The sequence below is a fragment of the Methylicorpusculum oleiharenae genome, from assembly GCF_009828925.2.
Classification (GTDB): domain Bacteria; phylum Pseudomonadota; class Gammaproteobacteria; order Methylococcales; family Methylomonadaceae; genus Methylicorpusculum; species Methylicorpusculum oleiharenae.
Map to the genome: position 1 here is coordinate 4639992 of NZ_WUTY02000001.1, position 17005 is coordinate 4656996.

Genomic DNA, 17005 nt, shown 5'->3' on the forward strand with positions numbered 1-17005 from the left:
GCTCCCTATAGGAAAATTAAATTGTCTTTGATTCATTCAGCATGACGAGGTATTGACTTAATACGACATTTTCAGGCAGGTCCTCCAACGCCGCTTGCAGTAACGTTTCGGGGCGAGCCGACGCACCTTGCACACTGCGTTGCCAAAGCCGTTGCCATAGATCGCGAGGTCTGGCTAAATTTTCGACATCACTGACTCTGCCACCGGCACGTTGCCATAAAGCGCGGGCATGTTGAACGTCGGGATATTCTTCTGCGAGTACATTAATAAGATCGGTTGGTATGTTACTTACAGATGATAAAAATGAAAGTTTTGCAGAGGCTAAACCAGTTGGGGTATTTTGCTTTGGTAGCAAATCTGCCGCATTCCGTAGAAAGGCGATCAATAATTCGGCGGAAGCTCGGGCAGCAAATTCACGGTAGCGATCATCCTTAAACGAGTCGCCATAATCAGACACACCTTTTGCGACAACTACAGGTATGTCGTGGACTTCGCCAAACGCACCCAGCGCGGTTGCCTCCATTTCTATGCCAAGAACTTTGCGCATTGATTCTGCGAGACGCGGGAATACCCCCTCATCCTCGCTAACAGCTGCTCCCGTTGCAATAGGTGCAACATGAATCATAAAATCAGGTGACGCTGGTAGTGTGGCGGGATATAGCAAATTTAACTCTTCAGCATGTTGCCGTCCCGTGTCTGTCAACGTCAACGGTTTTTCCAACCATTTACGTTTCCAAAGACGCGGCAGAACTTCGCTCCAGTTCGGACATTCTGAATTGAAATTTGGGTTTTGCCTCGGCTCTTCACCGGCATAAAGACGAAGTAAAACCCACTTTTCTTGATACTCTAATGGCAATCTAGGGCGGGAACTTAACCAAGAAGTGCTTGGTGAAGGGATAGCTACATGCTGCATACGCTGCGCCCATACTTTTGACGGATTATATTGGATAGGATCGCCTTGGAATTTTTCTACACCATCCTCAACAGCTATCTTTCCGGCATCGTATGACCAGAGTCGTTCCGCAAATATCACATCGCCTAGGGATACCTTGCCTCGTCGCCCAGCACAGATCCCACTCATAGCGATGCATCGAGCGGGCTGATCAAAAATGAGTTTACTTGCGGCAGCCTGAACCTGCTCTCGCCCCATGTGACTGGCGTGTGTCGCCCTAATTCTAAGGATGTCACCAGTTGCAGTAGCAAAATCAGCGTCCGCTACGATCCAGCCGCTAGTAATCGGATGCTCATTCCAGCCCGAACTCTGAAGACCATCGGTGACTTTAAGGACTTGGTCGTATTCATCTTTAAGTGCACATATCAGTAATACATCGATGGTAAACATAGTGTTTTGATGGTATTGCATAAAGTTTTTGTTCAAATGCTCCCGCTTAGAGGTCATTACTCTCTTAGAACGCACGGTAAAGGCGACAACCCCAACTCTTTAAGGAATTGGTTATGCCTGTCAGTGCTTGCAACAATGCTTTTCTCTAAATTCACCAACTCGGCGTTGACTACCTGCAAGTCAATTTGCACTTCTGCTTTGGCGGTACTGATATAACGGGAAATATTCAGGTTGAAATCGTTTTGCTCGATCTCGGCCATCGCAACCCGACGCGAATAGCGCTCTTCTTCCTTGCGGAATTGGTAAGTATCGACAATCTTGTCGATATGCTCAGGCAACAAGCGGTTCTGGCGTTTGCCTTTTTCGAAGTGTTCGCTGGCATTGATAAACAGCACGTCATCCGGTTTTTTACATTTTTTCAATACCAGAATACAAACTGGAATACCGGTTGAGAAAAATAGATTGGCAGGCAGGCCTATCACGGTATCGATGTGGCCGTCTTTTAACAGCTTGGTACGGATACGCTCTTCGGCACCACCGCGAAACAAAACCCCGTGCGGCAAAATAATCGCCATCGTGCCTTGGTCGCTTAAAAAATGAAAACCGTGCAATAAAAAGGCAAAGTCGGCGGCTGACTTGGGTGCGAGGCCATAACTTTTAAAACGGAAATCTTCGCCTAAGGTTTCGTTCGGTTCCCAGCGGTAACTAAACGGCGGATTAGCCACTACCGCATCGCATTGCAGCTTTTTGGCGGGGTTCATTTCGTTCAGGATATCCCAATCGTTTAGCAAGGAATCGCCGTGGTGAATTTCAAATTCGGAATCTTTCACCCCATGCAGCAGCATATTCATCCGTGCCAAGTTGTAGGTGGTGATGTTTTTTTCCTGGCCGTAGATTTTGCCAACTCCATGGGAACCGAGTTGCTTCCGGACATTGAGTAACAATGAGCCCGAACCGCAGGCAAAATCCAGCACCTTATCCAGCTTTTTCTTTTTACCGGTGGCCGGTTCCTGACTGTCGAGGGCAACAATAGCGGACAGAATGTCAGAAATCTGTTGCGGCGTATAAAACTCGCCGGCTTTTTTGCCGGAGCCGGCGGCAAACTGGCCGATCAGGTATTCATAGGCATCGCCCAAAATATCGCTATCGGTGGAAAATTGTGCAATGCCCGCAGCGATTTTACTGATGATGGTGCACAGTTTGGCATTCCGTTCCGTGTAATTTTTGCCGATCTTTTCGGAATTGAGGTTAATCTCCGAGAACAGGCCCTGAAAGGTGCTGTCAAAACTTTGGTTTTCGATGTACCTAAAGCCCTTTTCCAAGGTGTGCAGCAACTCGCCGTTTTGGGTTCTGGCCAGTTCGGCAATGCTGCTCCACAGATGCTGCGGCTCAATCACGTAATGCACTTTGCGGCGCATTTGTTTTTCAAATTCCGCCACATCACCGGCATTCGCTGCATACCATAGCGATAGCGGCGAAAGATACCCCCTCACAACCTCAGGAGTTTGCTGTGTAGGGGGCAACTTTTGATAGACAGATCCCGCATCTCTGATCTCCCCTGGCAAGGTGAGTGTGGGGTTACTGGGTAAATTCGGATAATCCGGCCCCAGTTCTTTTTGTGCGGCGGCTTCGTAGTTATCTGACAAATAGCGCAAAAACAGAAACGACAGCATATAGTCGCGAAAGTCGTCGGCGTTCATCGCACCACGAAGATCGTCGGCGATTGCCCATAGCGTGCTGCCGAGTTTGTTGAGTTCTTGTTGGGTCATGATCGTTTTCCGTATGGTCGGTCAGTAGAAGTAATCCATCATTTCGTTGCCTCGATCAATCGCTTCTCGCGCTCTATTTCGGCGACCAGCTCCTCTTCGGTCGGGAGTATGCGCTGATACTTGGAGGCGAAAAGTTGTTGGCTTTCCTTGATGACTGAGTATTTGACGATGGTTTCATCCTTGCTATCACAAAGAATAATGCCGATGGTGGGGTTGTCGTCTTCGCCGCGCTTGAGATCGTCAAACATACGCACATACATATCCATCTGACCAATATCCTGATGACTGAGTTTGCCGGTTTTTAGGTCAATGATGACAAAGCATTTGAGCAGGTAGTTGTAAAAAACCAGGTCAATAAAAAAATGACTGGTCTCGGTGCTAATGCGCATTTGCCGGGCGACGAACGAGAATCCCTTGCCCAGTTCCAGTAGGAATTTTTGCAATTCCTCGATAATCGCTTGCTCCAGCCGACTCTCTTTTAGCTGGCCTGCCTCCGGCAGTTGCAAGAATTCCAGCACATAGGGATCTTTGATGAATTCCAGATGGGCGGATGCGCCTTGTGATGAAGATTGATTGCCCTGGGTTGAAAGTAAGCGCTGAAAGCTCCGGCTTTTGATGTTGCGTTCCAGTTGGCGCACCGTCCAGTTCTGCTCTCGGGTTTCGCGGCAATAGTAGTCGATGGCCTGCGGCGAATCCACCCGCATGATCAAGCGCAGATGACTCCAGCTCAAATCTCTACACGCTGTGTAGAGAATCGCTTGATCGGGAAAGGTCAAGTAGAACTGACGACAGTTGTAGAGATTGGCATAAGAAAAACCCTTGCCGAAATCCGCCATCAATGCGGTCGACAGATCTTCAATCAGGCGGGCACCGTATTCGGCTTTGTGCTGCCCGTGCTGCTCCTCCTCCACAATACGCCGACCAATCAGCCAGTAGGATTCGACCATGGCCGCATTGACCGCCGAACGCGCCTTGTTACGAGCCTGTTCGAGAATATTTTTAATGTCCGCCTGAAATGTCGTCAATGCGCTCATGGTTGTACCTCATCCACGGCTGGAAACAGCTGTTGCATCAGGCCTTTTTTGTGGGCTTTTAGGGCGGCGAGTTTTTGGGTTTGGGTGCTGATCAGATCGTCAATGGACGATAGGCAATTGGCGATTTTTTGTTGTTCTTGGATAGTCGGCAATAGTGTTTGCCATGAACATAGTGTCTTAAAATAAAGTCGCGTTCTAGTACCACCTTTTTTTTGGATAATCGCAAATTCCTGAAAATCGAGGCCATTATTTAATTTTTGAAGCAAAAAAAATGCGTTTAATCCTTTAGTTTTAAAAACAGGGTATTCTTTACTTACTGCAATTCGATTTTCTAAACTGTTAATGTTGAATTTAAAGACCGCATCATCACTCATGTGTCTATAAACGAAATATCCGTTTGGAACAACCCCATACTCTCCTTCGTTTACCAACTCACGGCCATCATAATAGTCTTTTTGCGTTTTCAAACCCTCCCTTGTAGAGCTATAAATAGTTAACTCTGTGCTTGAAGGAACTCTTTCGGAGTAGCCTTCCAGAAATTGCCCTAACACCTTGAATTTCCATGAATCCCGAAACTCAGGAAAGCGCAGTTGGGGGACGGTTTCGCCTTCGGCGGGGAAAAGCTGCTGCATCAGGCCTTTTTTATGGGCTTTGAGGGCTTCGACTTTTTGGGTTTGTGCAGTGACCAGTTCGTCGATGGAAGACAGGCAATCAGCGATTTTTTGTTGTTCAGAAAGACTAGGTAATGTAACTATAAAATTGCTAAGCGATTCTTTTGTAATTGTCTTAATTATTCCGCCCGGTGCTTTCTCTTTTTCAATTTCAAATAAACTCTGAATAACATAAGCGAAAAATAATTTTTCAGTCGGCTTAATAAATTTCTCGAAGATTAGTAACGTTCTATCAATATAAGCATCATATTGCGTAATCGCAACCCTTCCAATTGATCCTTGTAGGGTGATTATTAATGTACCTTTTGCAATAAATACGCTTTGTTCTGCGCCAAGTTTGCTGATTTTATTTTTAGTTTTTAGCTTTAATCGTAAATTATTGCCTACATCAAAAACCTGAACAAAAGGCATCCCATTCTCTTCGTCATACCATTCAGGTAAACCATAAGGTTGCGGAAAGCTACCCCTCCTAAATTTAGCCAATGCAATTAGGGGGGCATCGGCCCACTCCCCTGCATCCCGAAACTCAGGAAACCGCAACATCGGCACCAAAGCCTTTTTCGTGGGTTCGCTCATCGTTCGCCCTCCCGTTCTTGCGCCAACAACTCATGCAATTTGGCCTGGATAAGTTTTTTATTCGGCAGTTGCAATTGATATTGCGCAATCAAGGTCGGCGAAAGGTTGCGCGATAGTGCGTACTCCACGACTTCGTCGTCTTTGTCGCGGCAGAGCAAGACACCAATGCTGGGGTTTTCATGCGGTTTTTTGACATCGCGGTCCAGCGCTTCCAGGTAAAAATTCAGTTGACCCATGTGTTCCGGCGAGAATTTGCCGATTTTGAGTTCAAAGGCCACCAGCGCCGATAGACCACGGTGATAAAACAGCAGGTCGATAAAAAAATCTTGATTGCCGACTTGCAGGCGGAATTGTTCGCCCATGAAGATAAAGTCGCTGCCCAGTTCCAGAATAAAGGCTTTCATGTGCTGGATCAGCGCGGTTTGCAGGTCGTTTTCGCTGTGGGTTTCCGGCAAGCCGAGAAACTCCAGCACGTACTGGTCTTTGAAGGTTTGCTGGATACTGGGATGTATTTCTCTCGCCAGTGGTGAGAGTTTTGCGCTCAGCAGGTTGCGTTCAAAATAGGCGGTATCGATTTGGCGCTCCAACTCGCGCACACTGAGTCTTTCCTGAACCGCCAGATGTAGATAGAACGCGCGTTCTTCCTGGGTTTTTAAGGTCATGATGAGGCGATTATGGCTCCATGACAATTCTCGCCACAGTGTGGCGAGTTTTTCATCGGTTTGATACGTCTCGTAAAACTGCTTCATGCGCCAGAGGTTTTTGTCGCTGAAGCCTTTGATGTCCGGGGCATTTTGGGCGATGTAACGGGCTAACTCGGTCACCACGCCTTTGCCCCAAGCTTCGCTTTGCACTTTGTGGCTGATGGTAAGGCCGATGTGCCAATACAGGTCAATCAGGGCCGTGTTGGCTTGGGTAAAGATTTTGTGCCGTGCATGCTGTATGTGCTGCAGCACTTCGCTGAATATTGGCTCAAGCACATGCGGCTTATTCATTGACTTCCCGCTAAAATCCAGGCGGCGAGCCGTTGGCGAATCCGCTGCAACCTCTCATTACTGATAGCCCCCAAGCTGCCCATAAGCAATGCGCCGTCCAAAACCGCTAGCCGGGATAGGCGCAAGACGCTGGCAACTTTTAGGCCTGTTGCCGCAAAGTCGGCATCGCTGGGTGACACAACTTCATCTAGCGAGGCGTCGATTTGCTGCAATTGCGAAGAGACCATGCACACCAGCCAATCATCAAATTGAACTGATGCTTTCCTCAGCATGAGCACCGGACGTGGCTTTGCTCCAGAAAGATCGGTAAACTGAAAGTGTACCAGCACGATTTGCCCGGCTTGTTTCATCGCCAACGCTCCTTAAGATCGGCTTGGGTATAAAGGGGCGACTCGTCTTCCATGCCACGCAACGCCTGGCTCATGGCCATTTCACTGAATTTGGCATCAGTCCATTCATCCTGTTGGCTGTTGCTTGCGCTACGGGAGGCAAGAAAATCGACAAAGTCAAAGACCTCGGCTTGTTTATCGGGTGGTAAAGCCTGAATTTTTTCAAGTAATTGCGCTTGGTTCATCTCAAACTCCTCAGTTAATTGGTAAGGTAATCATCGGCTGGCTGAATGGTTATTCATACGCCGCCAATCCTGAAATTTCGCGGCCTTGGGCCAGTTTGTGTAATACCGGCAGCAAGTCGTCCATCAAGGCCAGTTCGGCTTGGGTGCGGGCTTTCCAGCCCAGTTCCAGTGGAGCCAATAGATCGCTGAGCTTTTCGCCATCGAAAATCATCCGGCTCATGATGGCATCGACAAAGGTCTGCAGGGCCGATGCTTGCAGACCGTGCTTTTCTGCGATGGCGGCCAAGTCGCTGGCGGCCTTGGCGGCTTTGAAGGCTGGGTAACCGTCGCGAATGGCCTTTTCATTGAGACTTTGCCCTGCGGGCAGACTGTTGATGTAAGCAATGATATCGTCGCGCTCGTCCAGCAAATTCGCGCTGGAACTGATCAACTCGATCAGTTCTTCGCGGGTCATTTTTTGTTTGCTGGTTTTTTGGGTGAATTTGGCGATCAGGCCCACGATGTAGTCGTAATCGATCACCGCCGAGGCGAACAGCACGAATTCAAATTCCAGCTGTTCCACCGTGCTGGTACCGTCGCCGCCTTTGCCTTGTTGGGCTTTCAGGCGTTGGGCGGTGTCCAGATACACGCCTTTAAAGCCGCGCAAAGTGTCTTCGGGTAGCAGTTTTTCGACTTGGGCCTGTTGATCTTCGCCGAGGTCGGTGTATTGATCAAGCTGGGTTTTCAGGCGCTGCACTTCTTTGAAGTGGTTGATGAATTCGGCGCGGGCCGTGTCGCCTTTCAGGTTGGCGACTTGTTCCGGCGCGCAATCCAGGCCTTGCGCTTTCATAAAGGTTGCCAGAGTGCCGACCGCCGTTTGCAGTTTGTTGATCACCGTCGGCGCGGGGTCTACCAGCCAGATTTCTTTGGCTTTGTCGATGGATTGGCCGGAGAACAAGGCGATGGCGGCATCGACTTCCTTTTCCTGACCGCGAAAATCCAGCACGTTGCCCCAGGGTTTGCTGTCATTCAGTACCCGGTTGGTGCGCGAGAAGGCTTGGATCAAACCGTGGTATTTGAGGTTTTTATCGACATACAAGGTATTGAGGTATTTGGAATCGAAGCCGGTGAGCAGCATATCCACCACGATGACGATGTCGATTTTGTGTTTGCGAGGGTAATCCTGATTGGAATATTTGTGGTCTTTAATGCGTTGTTGTATGTCCTGATAGTACAGGTCGAAGTCGTTAATACTGTGGTTGCTGCCGTACCGGGCGTTGTAGTCGGCGATAATCGCTGTTAACGCGGCTTTTTTCTGTTCCGGCTGTTCTTGGTTGTCGGCTTTTTCTTGCGGCAGGTCGTCTTGCAGTTGCTTGATGTCGGCCACATTTTTGCCGTTTAGCGTGTCGTTGTCTTTTGCCAGTGTTTGCGTGGGCGGCGAGAACACGCAAGCGACGTTCAGCGGTGCGTAGCTGTCATCTTCAGTCTGTTTTTTGGCTTGAATGGATTTGAACAAATCATAATAGGCAATCGCCTCGTTGATCGACGCTGTAGCCAAAATTGCGTTAAAACGCCGCGAGTTAGTGGCGGCATCGTGTTTGTTCAGGATCGCTTCGACGACGGCTTGCTGGGAGACGGTTTCGCCGGGTTTGAGTTTGGCTTTTTTACCGTTCGGGTCTTCGGGCTGAAAGTAATCGATGTGAAAACTCAGTACGTTTTTGTCATCGATGGCGTGGGTGATGGTGTAGGCGTGCAGTTGTTTTTCGAAAATATCCTCGGTGGTTTTGAACGACCCGACCGTGCCGTCGATTTGCACGTAGTTGGCGTTGTCGTCGAAAATCGGCGTGCCGGTAAAGCCGAACAGTTGCGCGTTGGGAAAAAATTCTTTGATGGCTTTATGGTTTTCGCCGAATTGCGAGCGGTGGCATTCGTCGAAGATAAACACGACGCGCTTGTCGCGCAACGGTTCGAGGCGTTGCTTGTAGGTGGGCTTGCCCTTTTGCGTGTTGGTTTGGTTGCGTTTGCTGTTTTCGTCCAACGCCAGGCCGAGCTTTTGAATGGTCGTGACGATGACTTTATCGGCGTAGTCTTCCGAGAGCATGCGTCGTACCAGGGTTTCGGTGTTGGTATTTTCTTCGACACAACCTTCCTGGAAGCGGTTGAATTCCTCGCGGGTTTGCCGGTCGAGGTCTTTACGGTCCACCACGAACAGGCATTTTTCAATATCCGGATTATCTTTGAGCAGCGTTGAGGTTTTAAACGAGGTAAGGGTTTTGCCGCTGCCGGTCGTGTGCCAGATGTAGCCGTTGCCCCGGTTTTGGTGGATGCAATCGACAATCGCCTTGACCGCATAGATTTGGTAAGGGCGCATGATCATCAGCTTTTGCTCACTGGCGACCAGTACCATGTAGCGGCTGATCATTTGGCCCAGTGTGCATTTGGCTAGAAAAGTGTCGGAAAAATCGTGCAGGTGGGCGATTTTTTGGTTGCTCTCGTCCGCCAGTTGGTAAATCGGCAAGAAGCGCTCGTCGGCGTTAAAACTGAAGTGCTGGTTGTGGTTGTTGGCAAAGTAGTAGGTATTGCTTTCATTGCTGACGATAAATAACTGCATGAAGCACAGCAGCGTGTTGCTGTAGCCGTTGCCGGGTTCGTTTTTGTATTCAACAATTTGCTCCATGGCACGGCGCGGACTGACCTGGAGGGTTTTCAGCTCAATCTGCACGACCGGCACGCCGTTGATCAGCAAAATCACGTCATACCGGTGGTGGCTGTTGTCGGTATTGATGCGCAGTTGGTTAATCACTTCAAAGTCGTTTTTACACCAGTCTTTGATATTGACCAGGGTGTAATGCAGCGGGGTGCCGTCTTCACGTTGAAAGTAATTACGTTCCCGCAGGGTTTTGGCGGCGGTGAATACGTCGGTGGTGACGATTTCATCGCGCAGGCGCGCGAATTCGGCATCGGTCAAATGCACTCGGTTCAACGCCTCGAATTTTTGGCGGAAGTTTTGCTCTAGCGATTCGCGGTCGCGTATATCGGGACGATGCGTGTATTTAAGATCGGTTAACTTGGCAATCAGGCTTTGTTCGATCTGGGCTTCTTTAGTGGTCATTTGCAACGTTCAGAAGATATGTTCAGGCCGAAGCAAGAGATTATTCGCAGACTGCTGAAGACTAAGTAAATTCCTGGCATCAAGTGTTCTCCATTTTGCAGATCATCTTTTGGCTCAAGTTGGTGTCCATGGGAAATGGGATATGCTGATGCAATCAAGAGTAATAACAACATTCTCATTGTACCAACAATCGATCCAAGCGGGCATTGGTACAGTAATGAATATATACAGTTATAGTGGGTTTAACAGTTCAGAAAACGGAAATTAAAGTACGCTGAGCATTCATAAACCATTAAAACTAAATGAGTTTACTGTTTATTCAACTTCGAAATTTATTGTTCTGATTTTCAATAAATAGCGATTTTATTTTGTTAAACAGGATTTTGCTTATCGTACGATTTTCCGGATTCTGTTTCTTCCCCTACCAAAACAAACTACAATAAGAACCAATAGAGAACATAATAACGCTTTAACACACCTCAAACACGATACCCCATTCACATCTTTCCGGACAATATGCTCTTCCCTGCACGAACACTGATGCCGGTGGCCTTGCCGCTGTTTTCCGGCAAAGTCGCCGCCGGCTTTCCTTCGCCCGCCGATGATTATGTCGAGAAAACGCTGGACTTAAACGAGCTGCTGGTACAAAAACCCGCCGCGACGTTCTTTGTCCGCGCGGAAGGCGAATCGATGCTCGGTGCCGGCATACATCCCAATGACATTCTGGTTGTCGATCGGTCTATCGAGCCGGTACCGGGCAAGATTGTGATTTGCGCGCTGAATGGGGAGTTGGTCGTGAAGCGGTTGAAACGCCAGGCCGGGCGATGGCTGTTAGGCTCGGAAAACCCGGCCTATCGGGATATTGTCCTATATGAAGAACTCGAAATGGTGATATGGGGCGTGGTGACTAGCGTTATTCATCCGGTGTGATGCAGCCAGGCTTTAGAATCAACTGCTCTTAAAATACATGGTCGTTGACGAGCCTTTGCGGACGGCGCGCTAAATTGCTGAATGGCTGCAACCGGCACTTTACCAGTCGCTCTTACCTGGTGCCCATAGATTTTCCTAATGAAAATGTTACTGTGTATCGTGTTGCTATGGTGTTGAATTAAATTTGGAACTAGACTTAGTCGCACTAAACCCCCTCATTCAAAACTACATCTGAAACCCATAACGCGCGAAAAATAGAATAGGCCAAAGAATTCTGGGCTCAGGATCTAGCAGTCAAAAAGCAACACAATGGAGATAAATAGAAATATGAACCCTGCTGCAACAAAAGACGCACTAGCCCAGCTTGACAATCTTTTGGCGGCGAGTAATCAGTCATGGTTATTCGGCGCTGGGATCAGTCTTGACGCCGGAATTCCCCTTATGGAGCCGCTAACGGATCGTGTATTCACTATGGCAGAAACAGAAGGAGAGCCAAACGACATCAAGGTTCTTCAGTTTGTGAAAAGTCAGCTTTCTGACGACTCGCATATCGAACACATCTTGAGTCAGCTCGGGGATCACCGCGCGATTGCTGATCGATCCAAGGATAAGACCGTCATATTCGACAGCGTAACTCTCTCGGTAGATGAACTCGATAAACTCCACCAAAAGATTCTGACATGGATTGCTGAGACTATTCGATGGGGATATAAGCCTGCTAACCCTAGTGTAGGCCCGGAGGTGATCGGAACACATGCGAACCGGATCGTCGTTATCTACCACCATTCAGCATTTTTTTCTGCTCTGTTCAATCGAAGCCAAGCAGGAATCGCCGAGCGCCGGAGAGCTGTCCGATTATTCACTACCAACTATGACACGCTCCTTGAGGATGCGCTTGCTCTCGGGGGGCTCTCCTATTGGGACGGCTTTTCAGGTGGTGCGGTCGCGTATCGAAGCCATAGATATGGCGACGAGGAGCCGAACCTCAGAGATCGTGCCCATGTAATCAAGCTTCACGGATCGATCGATTGGCATTTGGGAGAGGATGAGCGTGTATGGCGAGTCCGCGACGGCGATCTTTATCCGAAGAAGATTTCTCGTGTTCTCATCTACCCGCAATCGACCAAATACCTGGCGACTCAACGGGACCCCTTCGCGGCCCAATTTGACCTTTTTCGCCGATCACTTGGAGCGAGGGAGGAGAATCTTCTTGCAACCTGCGGATACAGCTTTGGGGACGAGCACATTAACCAAGAGATTGAACTAGCACTTCAACGTCCAGAGAACAAAACAACGGTTCTCGCCTTCGCTCAGAGCCTCAATCCCACTCTTCAGAAATGGAGGAAGGGGCCGTGGGGCAAGCGGGTCTATGTCATTACTGAAGATGGCTTGTATGTCGGTGCGGACGGTCCTCATTCTCCTCCGACTGCCCCAGCAAAACGAGATTGGTGGACGTTTGCTGGAGTCACCAAAATGCTTAATAGCGGAGCGGAGGCCTGCGCGCTATGAATACATTTGATCTTATTTCTGACCTCAAGATCGGGCACATCGTCGAAATATCAGGAACTACGATTCGTGTAGAGTTATCGGGGGATGTCACGGAGCTCACCCGAACCTACGAAGGGCGGGTCTATCCCATAGGTCAGATTGGAAGCATCGTCAAAGTCCATTTCGGAAGGCGTCTCGTGTTCGGATTTGTGACCTTATTACGCATGCGTTCCGAGGAGTTGCTTGAGATCGCGAAGCCTATTCCGCCCGATGCTGACCAGCGACTGATGGAGGTCGAACTGTTTGCCGAAGGTGTCTGGAACGCGGGAGACCAGAAACTTCGGTTCGTCCGCGGTGTTACGACCTATCCGCTGCCCCGCCAGAGCGTGCATCTGCTCACTCGCGAGGAGACTGTTCAGATTTACTCGGCTGCTGAAGGGCAGCAGAATGACGGCGAATATAGCCCACTTGTTCCATTTGCTCATTACGTCGGCGCGGACAATGCCGTATGTCGGGCAAACGTGGATAAAATGCTTGGCATGCATTGTGCGGTGCTCGGCTCAACGGGGTCGGGAAAGTCTGGTGCAGTTGCCGCTTTGCTTCACAGCATGCTGGATCACACACCAGAGCTGAACACAGTCTGTCATCCACGAATACTTGTCATTGATCCTCATGGGGAATACGGGCATGCATTCAAAAAGCGTGCGATCGTATATCGTGCCTATGACCCACTCGGAAGCGAAGAGACGACTGGCTCTGCGATCAGCCTGCCTTACTGGCTGATGTCGGCTGATGAATTCAGAACGTTAGTTATCGGGAAAACTGAACAAGAAGCTACTTCTCAGAATAATATTGTTTACAAAGCTATCACCTTTGCCCGAATGGTTGCAGCTAACCTTATTCACCCTTCTCCGACCGCACATGGCGGGCCATCTCCAACTGATGGACTGGACCATGATGCACCCCGGCCTAAAGCGAGAGTGACGCTTGAACAGTTGATTGAGTTTGATCATGACAAACCTAGGCCGTTTAGTCTTGACGAGTTTTACAACCACATTTTCTATTTGCAGGCAGCGCGTGTGCAGGGAGTTCAACTTCAGAGTGTTACGCCTTCTGATTTCGCCACCAAATTTAAATCCATTTTGGATAAGCTCTCAGTATTGAGGCGTGATCCACGTATTCGTTTCATGATGCGGGAGTGGGATGCTCAGAGTCCACCACTTGAGCATATTATTGCCCAGTTGATTGGACAGATCCAAGGCGAAGGGGGTGTGGACCAGGACATTCGTATTCTGGATATTTCTGGCCTTCCAAATGAAGTAGCCGGTCCGCTTGCAGCCATGCTAGCCCGTTTGTTATTTCAGTATAAGGTTTACCAAACAACTGACGAAAGAAAACGTGATCCAGTCGTCCTAGTTTGCGAAGAAGCTCACCGTTATGTCCCCGACAGGGGCGAGGCCGAGTATGCGGCAGCTCAAACTGCCATCCGCCGCATCGCTCGTGAAGGGCGAAAATATGGAATTGGTCTGATGCTAGTTAGCCAAAGGCCTGCGGACGTTGAAAGTACCGTGATTTCTCAGTGCGGAACATGGCTCGTTTTGAGGCTTACGAATGCAGCAGACCAGCAACATGTTTCTCGTTTCTTGCCGGATGGCTTGTCTGGCATGACGAAAGCTTTGCCGAATCTCGCTCAGCAAGAGGCGATCTTTGTCGGAGAAGGTGCCTCTATGCCTGCAAGGGTTCGAATTCGCGATCTTACAGACGACCAACTTCCAAAGTCAGAGACTGCAAAATTTGCTAAGGGCTGGACTCTGGAGCGATTAACAGAAGCTGAAATCGCAACGATCGCTAATCGAATGGCAGGATAGCTTATGTTCTCAACGGGAGTGCCCTTAATGCGCCCAAACCTACGTTGAACGACTGCTTTCTGTTTTGCAACCGCCATATGTTGAAATTCTTAAATGTCACAAAGTGGCCGATCACTACCAATAAGTTTCTACTTTTGATCACTAAAACATCCCCTCCAAAACCTCCGGCGTCGAAACCTTCCCTCCCCCTCCGGAAAACCTCAACTCCCCCGCTGCATCCCTCGGCTTTAATCTAAAATCTTTCATTACCTCGCCCCGGATCGCGGTCAGGTTCAGCAATTTGCAGCCAACTGTTGAGCGGTTCGGCCGGTTGTGTTGGTAACATTAGCCCAATATTTTTTCATCGCCCGTGTCCGGTAGCAGAAACCGGCCAAAGTCTATTCAAGTTTATCCTCCACCCCACACCGGTTTTTCACTCACTCAACTTTATCCGGATCAAGATGAACCGGGAAATGGTAACACCGTGATCACGCAGCCAGGCGAATCAGTGGCGGCCATCGTTAAATTTGATAGCCTCATCCTAAAACCGTGGCGTAATGCGGATCTCCGAAAACGGTCGTGGTGCGTGGCCTGTCAGTGTGACCGGGGGAGTGTCTTGATCGGCTTTACGCAACTCTGCCGCCATATCGACCAAGCTTTTTAAGGTTTCCTCAGCCAGTTTCTTTTCATTAAGCGTCATTTTATACGGTGACAGTGTTGCCGTTTGTGTTAGAAATGTTTGCCATGTTACTGATTGGTTGGCATCAAGATCATCTAACTCGAGATCAAGTTGGGCCAGGAAGTTACGTAAACGAATCTTTCGGTGATTGTCCCAGCCCTTCCCTTCAATGAATCTGTCGATCAGTCGTTGCGCTGCATTCTCACCGGCATTGCCCAACGCTTGAATGATTTCTTCCGACATATTCAAGTTGAGTCCGCCTTCATTTTCCGACTGACTGATCTGAACAATCCGGTCACGGTAGCCGGGATAAGGAAATTGAATCTCATCTCGCCAATTCTGCATGGTTTCTATGACCGTCTTTAGGAAATTGAAGAGTCCGGCCATTCCTGTTTCTGTAGGCGATTGCCAGTGTCGTTGCAAGCCTTGATCGTTTCCGGTTGCCAGAAAGACGCGCCATTTTTCAAACCCCGGTTTTGGCGGAGATTCGGGGTTGTCGTCGGTCGCATCCGGATGTTTTTCTTTCAGATTAATGGCAAATGTCGGATGTTGCGGCAAAAAGGTGTCAAAAAAATGCAACGGCATGTTACTGGAAATACCGCCATCGGAAAACCACACTTTTGAGACAGGAAGGGGCCGTCGATCTTTATTCTCTCTGTTGTATTTCCTGACGGTGTTGACGGCTTCAAGTGTCGAATCAATGGCGTATAAAGGGACTGCCGAGAGAAGGAGTGGAAACGACAAGCTCATCCGAACGGCAATAACAATCGGCCATTGATCTGCTTCAGGCAAAGGATAAAGAGAACGGCTGGGTGTCGTCGGGTCATAGACCCCTTTACTGGCACCACGAACTTTCAATAACGCAATCACCTCCTTCGGAAATAACCGAGCCCATTCATCCGGGTCAAAGTAATACTCCTTTTCATCTCGAATAAACGGAATTCGATAGGGCATCTTTCGGCTGACAGCAGAGGTCATTGCTTCGAAATTGATCACTCGATCTTTCGCAGCAGGGATTGCGGCGCTCTGAATCCGGGAACCGCGCCATAGGTCGCCAAAAGTCAGCGGTGAATCGGTCGGTTCCAGTCCGGCTAATTCATTGAAATAACCCGTCAACCAATTCGTTAACGCATTCGGATCCGCTGAGTCAGCCGCGTTCAAACCGCTACAAAAGCCGAAACCATTCTCAACTAAGCCGCTAACCATTGATCGGGTAAAAAAGACCAAGACAGCCACCAGGACGACAAAGCTTGTTAATAGGGTTACCAGTGTCAAGCTGCCGACTTCCAGACTGAAGACCAAGACCGGGATCGTCAGGGTACTAACCAACCCTGTCACGATAGCGGTCCAGGCAATACCGAGTAGAAACCAAATTATTAGAGTACGGAGCAACATTTTATTGTCTTTAGTTTTGCCCTTAAACCCATAGCGGATTCCCAATGTAATGATAATCCAGCCCCCCATTACCGCTAAGGCACCGTAATAAGCAACAGCCGGGTTGCCTGCCGTTAATCCAAAAAATATCGACCACAACAAAAGCGTGCCTAGCGCCAATCCGAACACTAAGACCAAAGGAAAATGGCGTGCCATCTGGAAAACAGTTTCCAGAGCGGCTAATCCCGGCAGCTTAACATTCAGGGTATTCAGTAAAACCGTGAAGTGCGGCCTTAGCCGGGAAGTCGGTTGAAACAGACTCAATAACCGCGAGCGTTTGCCCCCCTCTACAGTGACTGTCTCGCCCAGAATCTCGGGTAATTTTTTCAATTGGATGAAGCCGGCATCGGTATGTTGAGTATGACGCCGAAACTCCGCTGCTGCAGCGCCTGCTGCTGCAATCGCTCCGGCCGAGGTGCCGCCTATATTTTTGAGCCGATAGTGTTCGGCTAGCTTGCCGATCAACTTTGGGTAAATGACGCCACTGGTTATGCCACCTTTCATGATCAGATCACAAACAGCGTCTGGGCTTGTATAAGAGTTTGAAGTCGCCATTGCACGTTTCCCCTTTATTG

Annotated in this window: 12 protein-coding genes; 3 read left to right on the plus strand and 9 right to left on the minus strand. The window is 49.1% G+C overall.

Annotated features, from left to right (window positions below; all coding sequences use genetic code 11):
- Positions 1-16: 16 nt before the first annotated feature.
- From GO003_RS20620 to GO003_RS20655, 8 genes are read right to left on the minus strand one after another with little or no spacing between them, the layout of a single operon-like run.
- Positions 17-1342, minus strand: a complete 1326-nt coding sequence (locus GO003_RS20620) for an effector-associated domain EAD1-containing protein (RefSeq protein ID WP_231089117.1) — start codon at positions 1340-1342, stop codon at positions 17-19.
- Positions 1343-1398: 56 nt separating this feature from the next.
- Positions 1399-3111 (minus strand): type I restriction-modification system subunit M, encoded by a 1713-nt coding sequence (locus GO003_RS20625; protein WP_159659097.1) that lies wholly within the window; start codon positions 3109-3111, stop codon positions 1399-1401.
- A gap of 38 nt (positions 3112-3149) precedes the next feature.
- Complete coding sequence (locus GO003_RS20630) at positions 3150-4145, minus strand: PDDEXK nuclease domain-containing protein (protein WP_159659098.1); 996 nt, start codon at positions 4143-4145, stop codon at positions 3150-3152.
- Complete coding sequence (locus tag GO003_RS20635; protein ID WP_159659099.1) at positions 4142-5392, minus strand: restriction endonuclease subunit S; 1251 nt, start codon at positions 5390-5392, stop codon at positions 4142-4144. The genes GO003_RS20630 and GO003_RS20635 overlap by 4 nt, the downstream gene beginning before the upstream one ends.
- Complete coding sequence (locus GO003_RS20640; RefSeq protein ID WP_159659100.1) at positions 5389-6387, minus strand: PDDEXK nuclease domain-containing protein; 999 nt, start codon at positions 6385-6387, stop codon at positions 5389-5391. The genes GO003_RS20635 and GO003_RS20640 overlap by 4 nt, the downstream gene beginning before the upstream one ends.
- Complete coding sequence (locus tag GO003_RS20645) at positions 6384-6737, minus strand: type II toxin-antitoxin system PemK/MazF family toxin (RefSeq protein ID WP_159659101.1); 354 nt, start codon at positions 6735-6737, stop codon at positions 6384-6386. Before GO003_RS20645 ends, GO003_RS20640 begins: the two co-directional genes overlap by 4 nt.
- Positions 6734-6961, minus strand: a complete 228-nt coding sequence (locus tag GO003_RS20650; RefSeq protein ID WP_159659102.1) for a DUF2281 domain-containing protein — start codon at positions 6959-6961, stop codon at positions 6734-6736. Before GO003_RS20650 ends, GO003_RS20645 begins: the two co-directional genes overlap by 4 nt.
- 49 nt (positions 6962-7010) lie before the next feature.
- The gene (locus GO003_RS20655) at positions 7011-10052 is read right to left on the minus strand and encodes a type I restriction endonuclease subunit R (RefSeq protein ID WP_159659103.1); all 3042 of its coding nucleotides are present in this window, start codon (positions 10050-10052) and stop codon (positions 7011-7013) included.
- Positions 10053-10592: 540 nt separating this feature from the next.
- Between GO003_RS20655 and GO003_RS20660 the strand changes: the two genes are divergently transcribed.
- From GO003_RS20660 to GO003_RS20670, 3 genes are all read left to right on the plus strand, one after another.
- Positions 10593-10982: a LexA family protein gene (locus GO003_RS20660; protein WP_159659104.1), complete on the plus strand. Its 390-nt coding sequence runs from the start codon at positions 10593-10595 to the stop codon at positions 10980-10982.
- Between the two features lie 327 nt (positions 10983-11309).
- A complete protein-coding gene (locus GO003_RS20665) occupies positions 11310-12491 on the plus strand; it encodes an SIR2 family protein (protein ID WP_159659105.1) in 1182 nt (393 codons plus the stop codon).
- A complete protein-coding gene (locus tag GO003_RS20670) occupies positions 12488-14338 on the plus strand; it encodes an ATP-binding protein (RefSeq protein ID WP_159659106.1) in 1851 nt (616 codons plus the stop codon). The genes GO003_RS20665 and GO003_RS20670 overlap by 4 nt, the downstream gene beginning before the upstream one ends.
- 520 nt (positions 14339-14858) lie before the next feature.
- On the opposite strand, the gene GO003_RS20675 is transcribed toward GO003_RS20670, so the two are convergent.
- On the minus strand, positions 14859-16985 hold the full coding sequence (locus GO003_RS20675; RefSeq protein WP_159659107.1) for a patatin-like phospholipase family protein: 2127 nt from the start codon (positions 16983-16985) through the stop codon (positions 14859-14861).
- Positions 16986-17005 lie beyond the last annotated feature (20 nt).

Bases quoted from the DNA above. Each gene is read 5' to 3' on its own strand.
- GO003_RS20620 (WP_231089117.1), bottom strand. From the start codon at position 1,342: ATGTTTACCATCGATGTATTACTGATATGTGCACTTAAAGATGAATAC.
- GO003_RS20625 (WP_159659097.1), bottom strand. From the start codon at position 3,111: ATGACCCAACAAGAACTCAACAAACTCGGCAGCACGCTATGGGCAATC.
- GO003_RS20630 (WP_159659098.1), bottom strand. From the start codon at position 4,145: ATGAGCGCATTGACGACATTTCAGGCGGACATTAAAAATATTCTCGAA.
- GO003_RS20635 (WP_159659099.1), bottom strand. From the start codon at position 5,392: ATGAGCGAACCCACGAAAAAGGCTTTGGTGCCGATGTTGCGGTTTCCT.
- GO003_RS20640 (WP_159659100.1), bottom strand. From the start codon at position 6,387: ATGAATAAGCCGCATGTGCTTGAGCCAATATTCAGCGAAGTGCTGCAG.
- GO003_RS20645 (WP_159659101.1), bottom strand. From the start codon at position 6,737: ATGAAACAAGCCGGGCAAATCGTGCTGGTACACTTTCAGTTTACCGAT.
- GO003_RS20650 (WP_159659102.1), bottom strand. From the start codon at position 6,961: ATGAACCAAGCGCAATTACTTGAAAAAATTCAGGCTTTACCACCCGAT.
- GO003_RS20655 (WP_159659103.1), bottom strand. From the start codon at position 10,052: ATGACCACTAAAGAAGCCCAGATCGAACAAAGCCTGATTGCCAAGTTA.
- GO003_RS20660 (WP_159659104.1), top strand. From the start codon at position 10,593: ATGCCGGTGGCCTTGCCGCTGTTTTCCGGCAAAGTCGCCGCCGGCTTT.
- GO003_RS20665 (WP_159659105.1), top strand. From the start codon at position 11,310: ATGAACCCTGCTGCAACAAAAGACGCACTAGCCCAGCTTGACAATCTT.
- GO003_RS20670 (WP_159659106.1), top strand. From the start codon at position 12,488: ATGAATACATTTGATCTTATTTCTGACCTCAAGATCGGGCACATCGTC.
- GO003_RS20675 (WP_159659107.1), bottom strand. From the start codon at position 16,985: ATGGCGACTTCAAACTCTTATACAAGCCCAGACGCTGTTTGTGATCTG.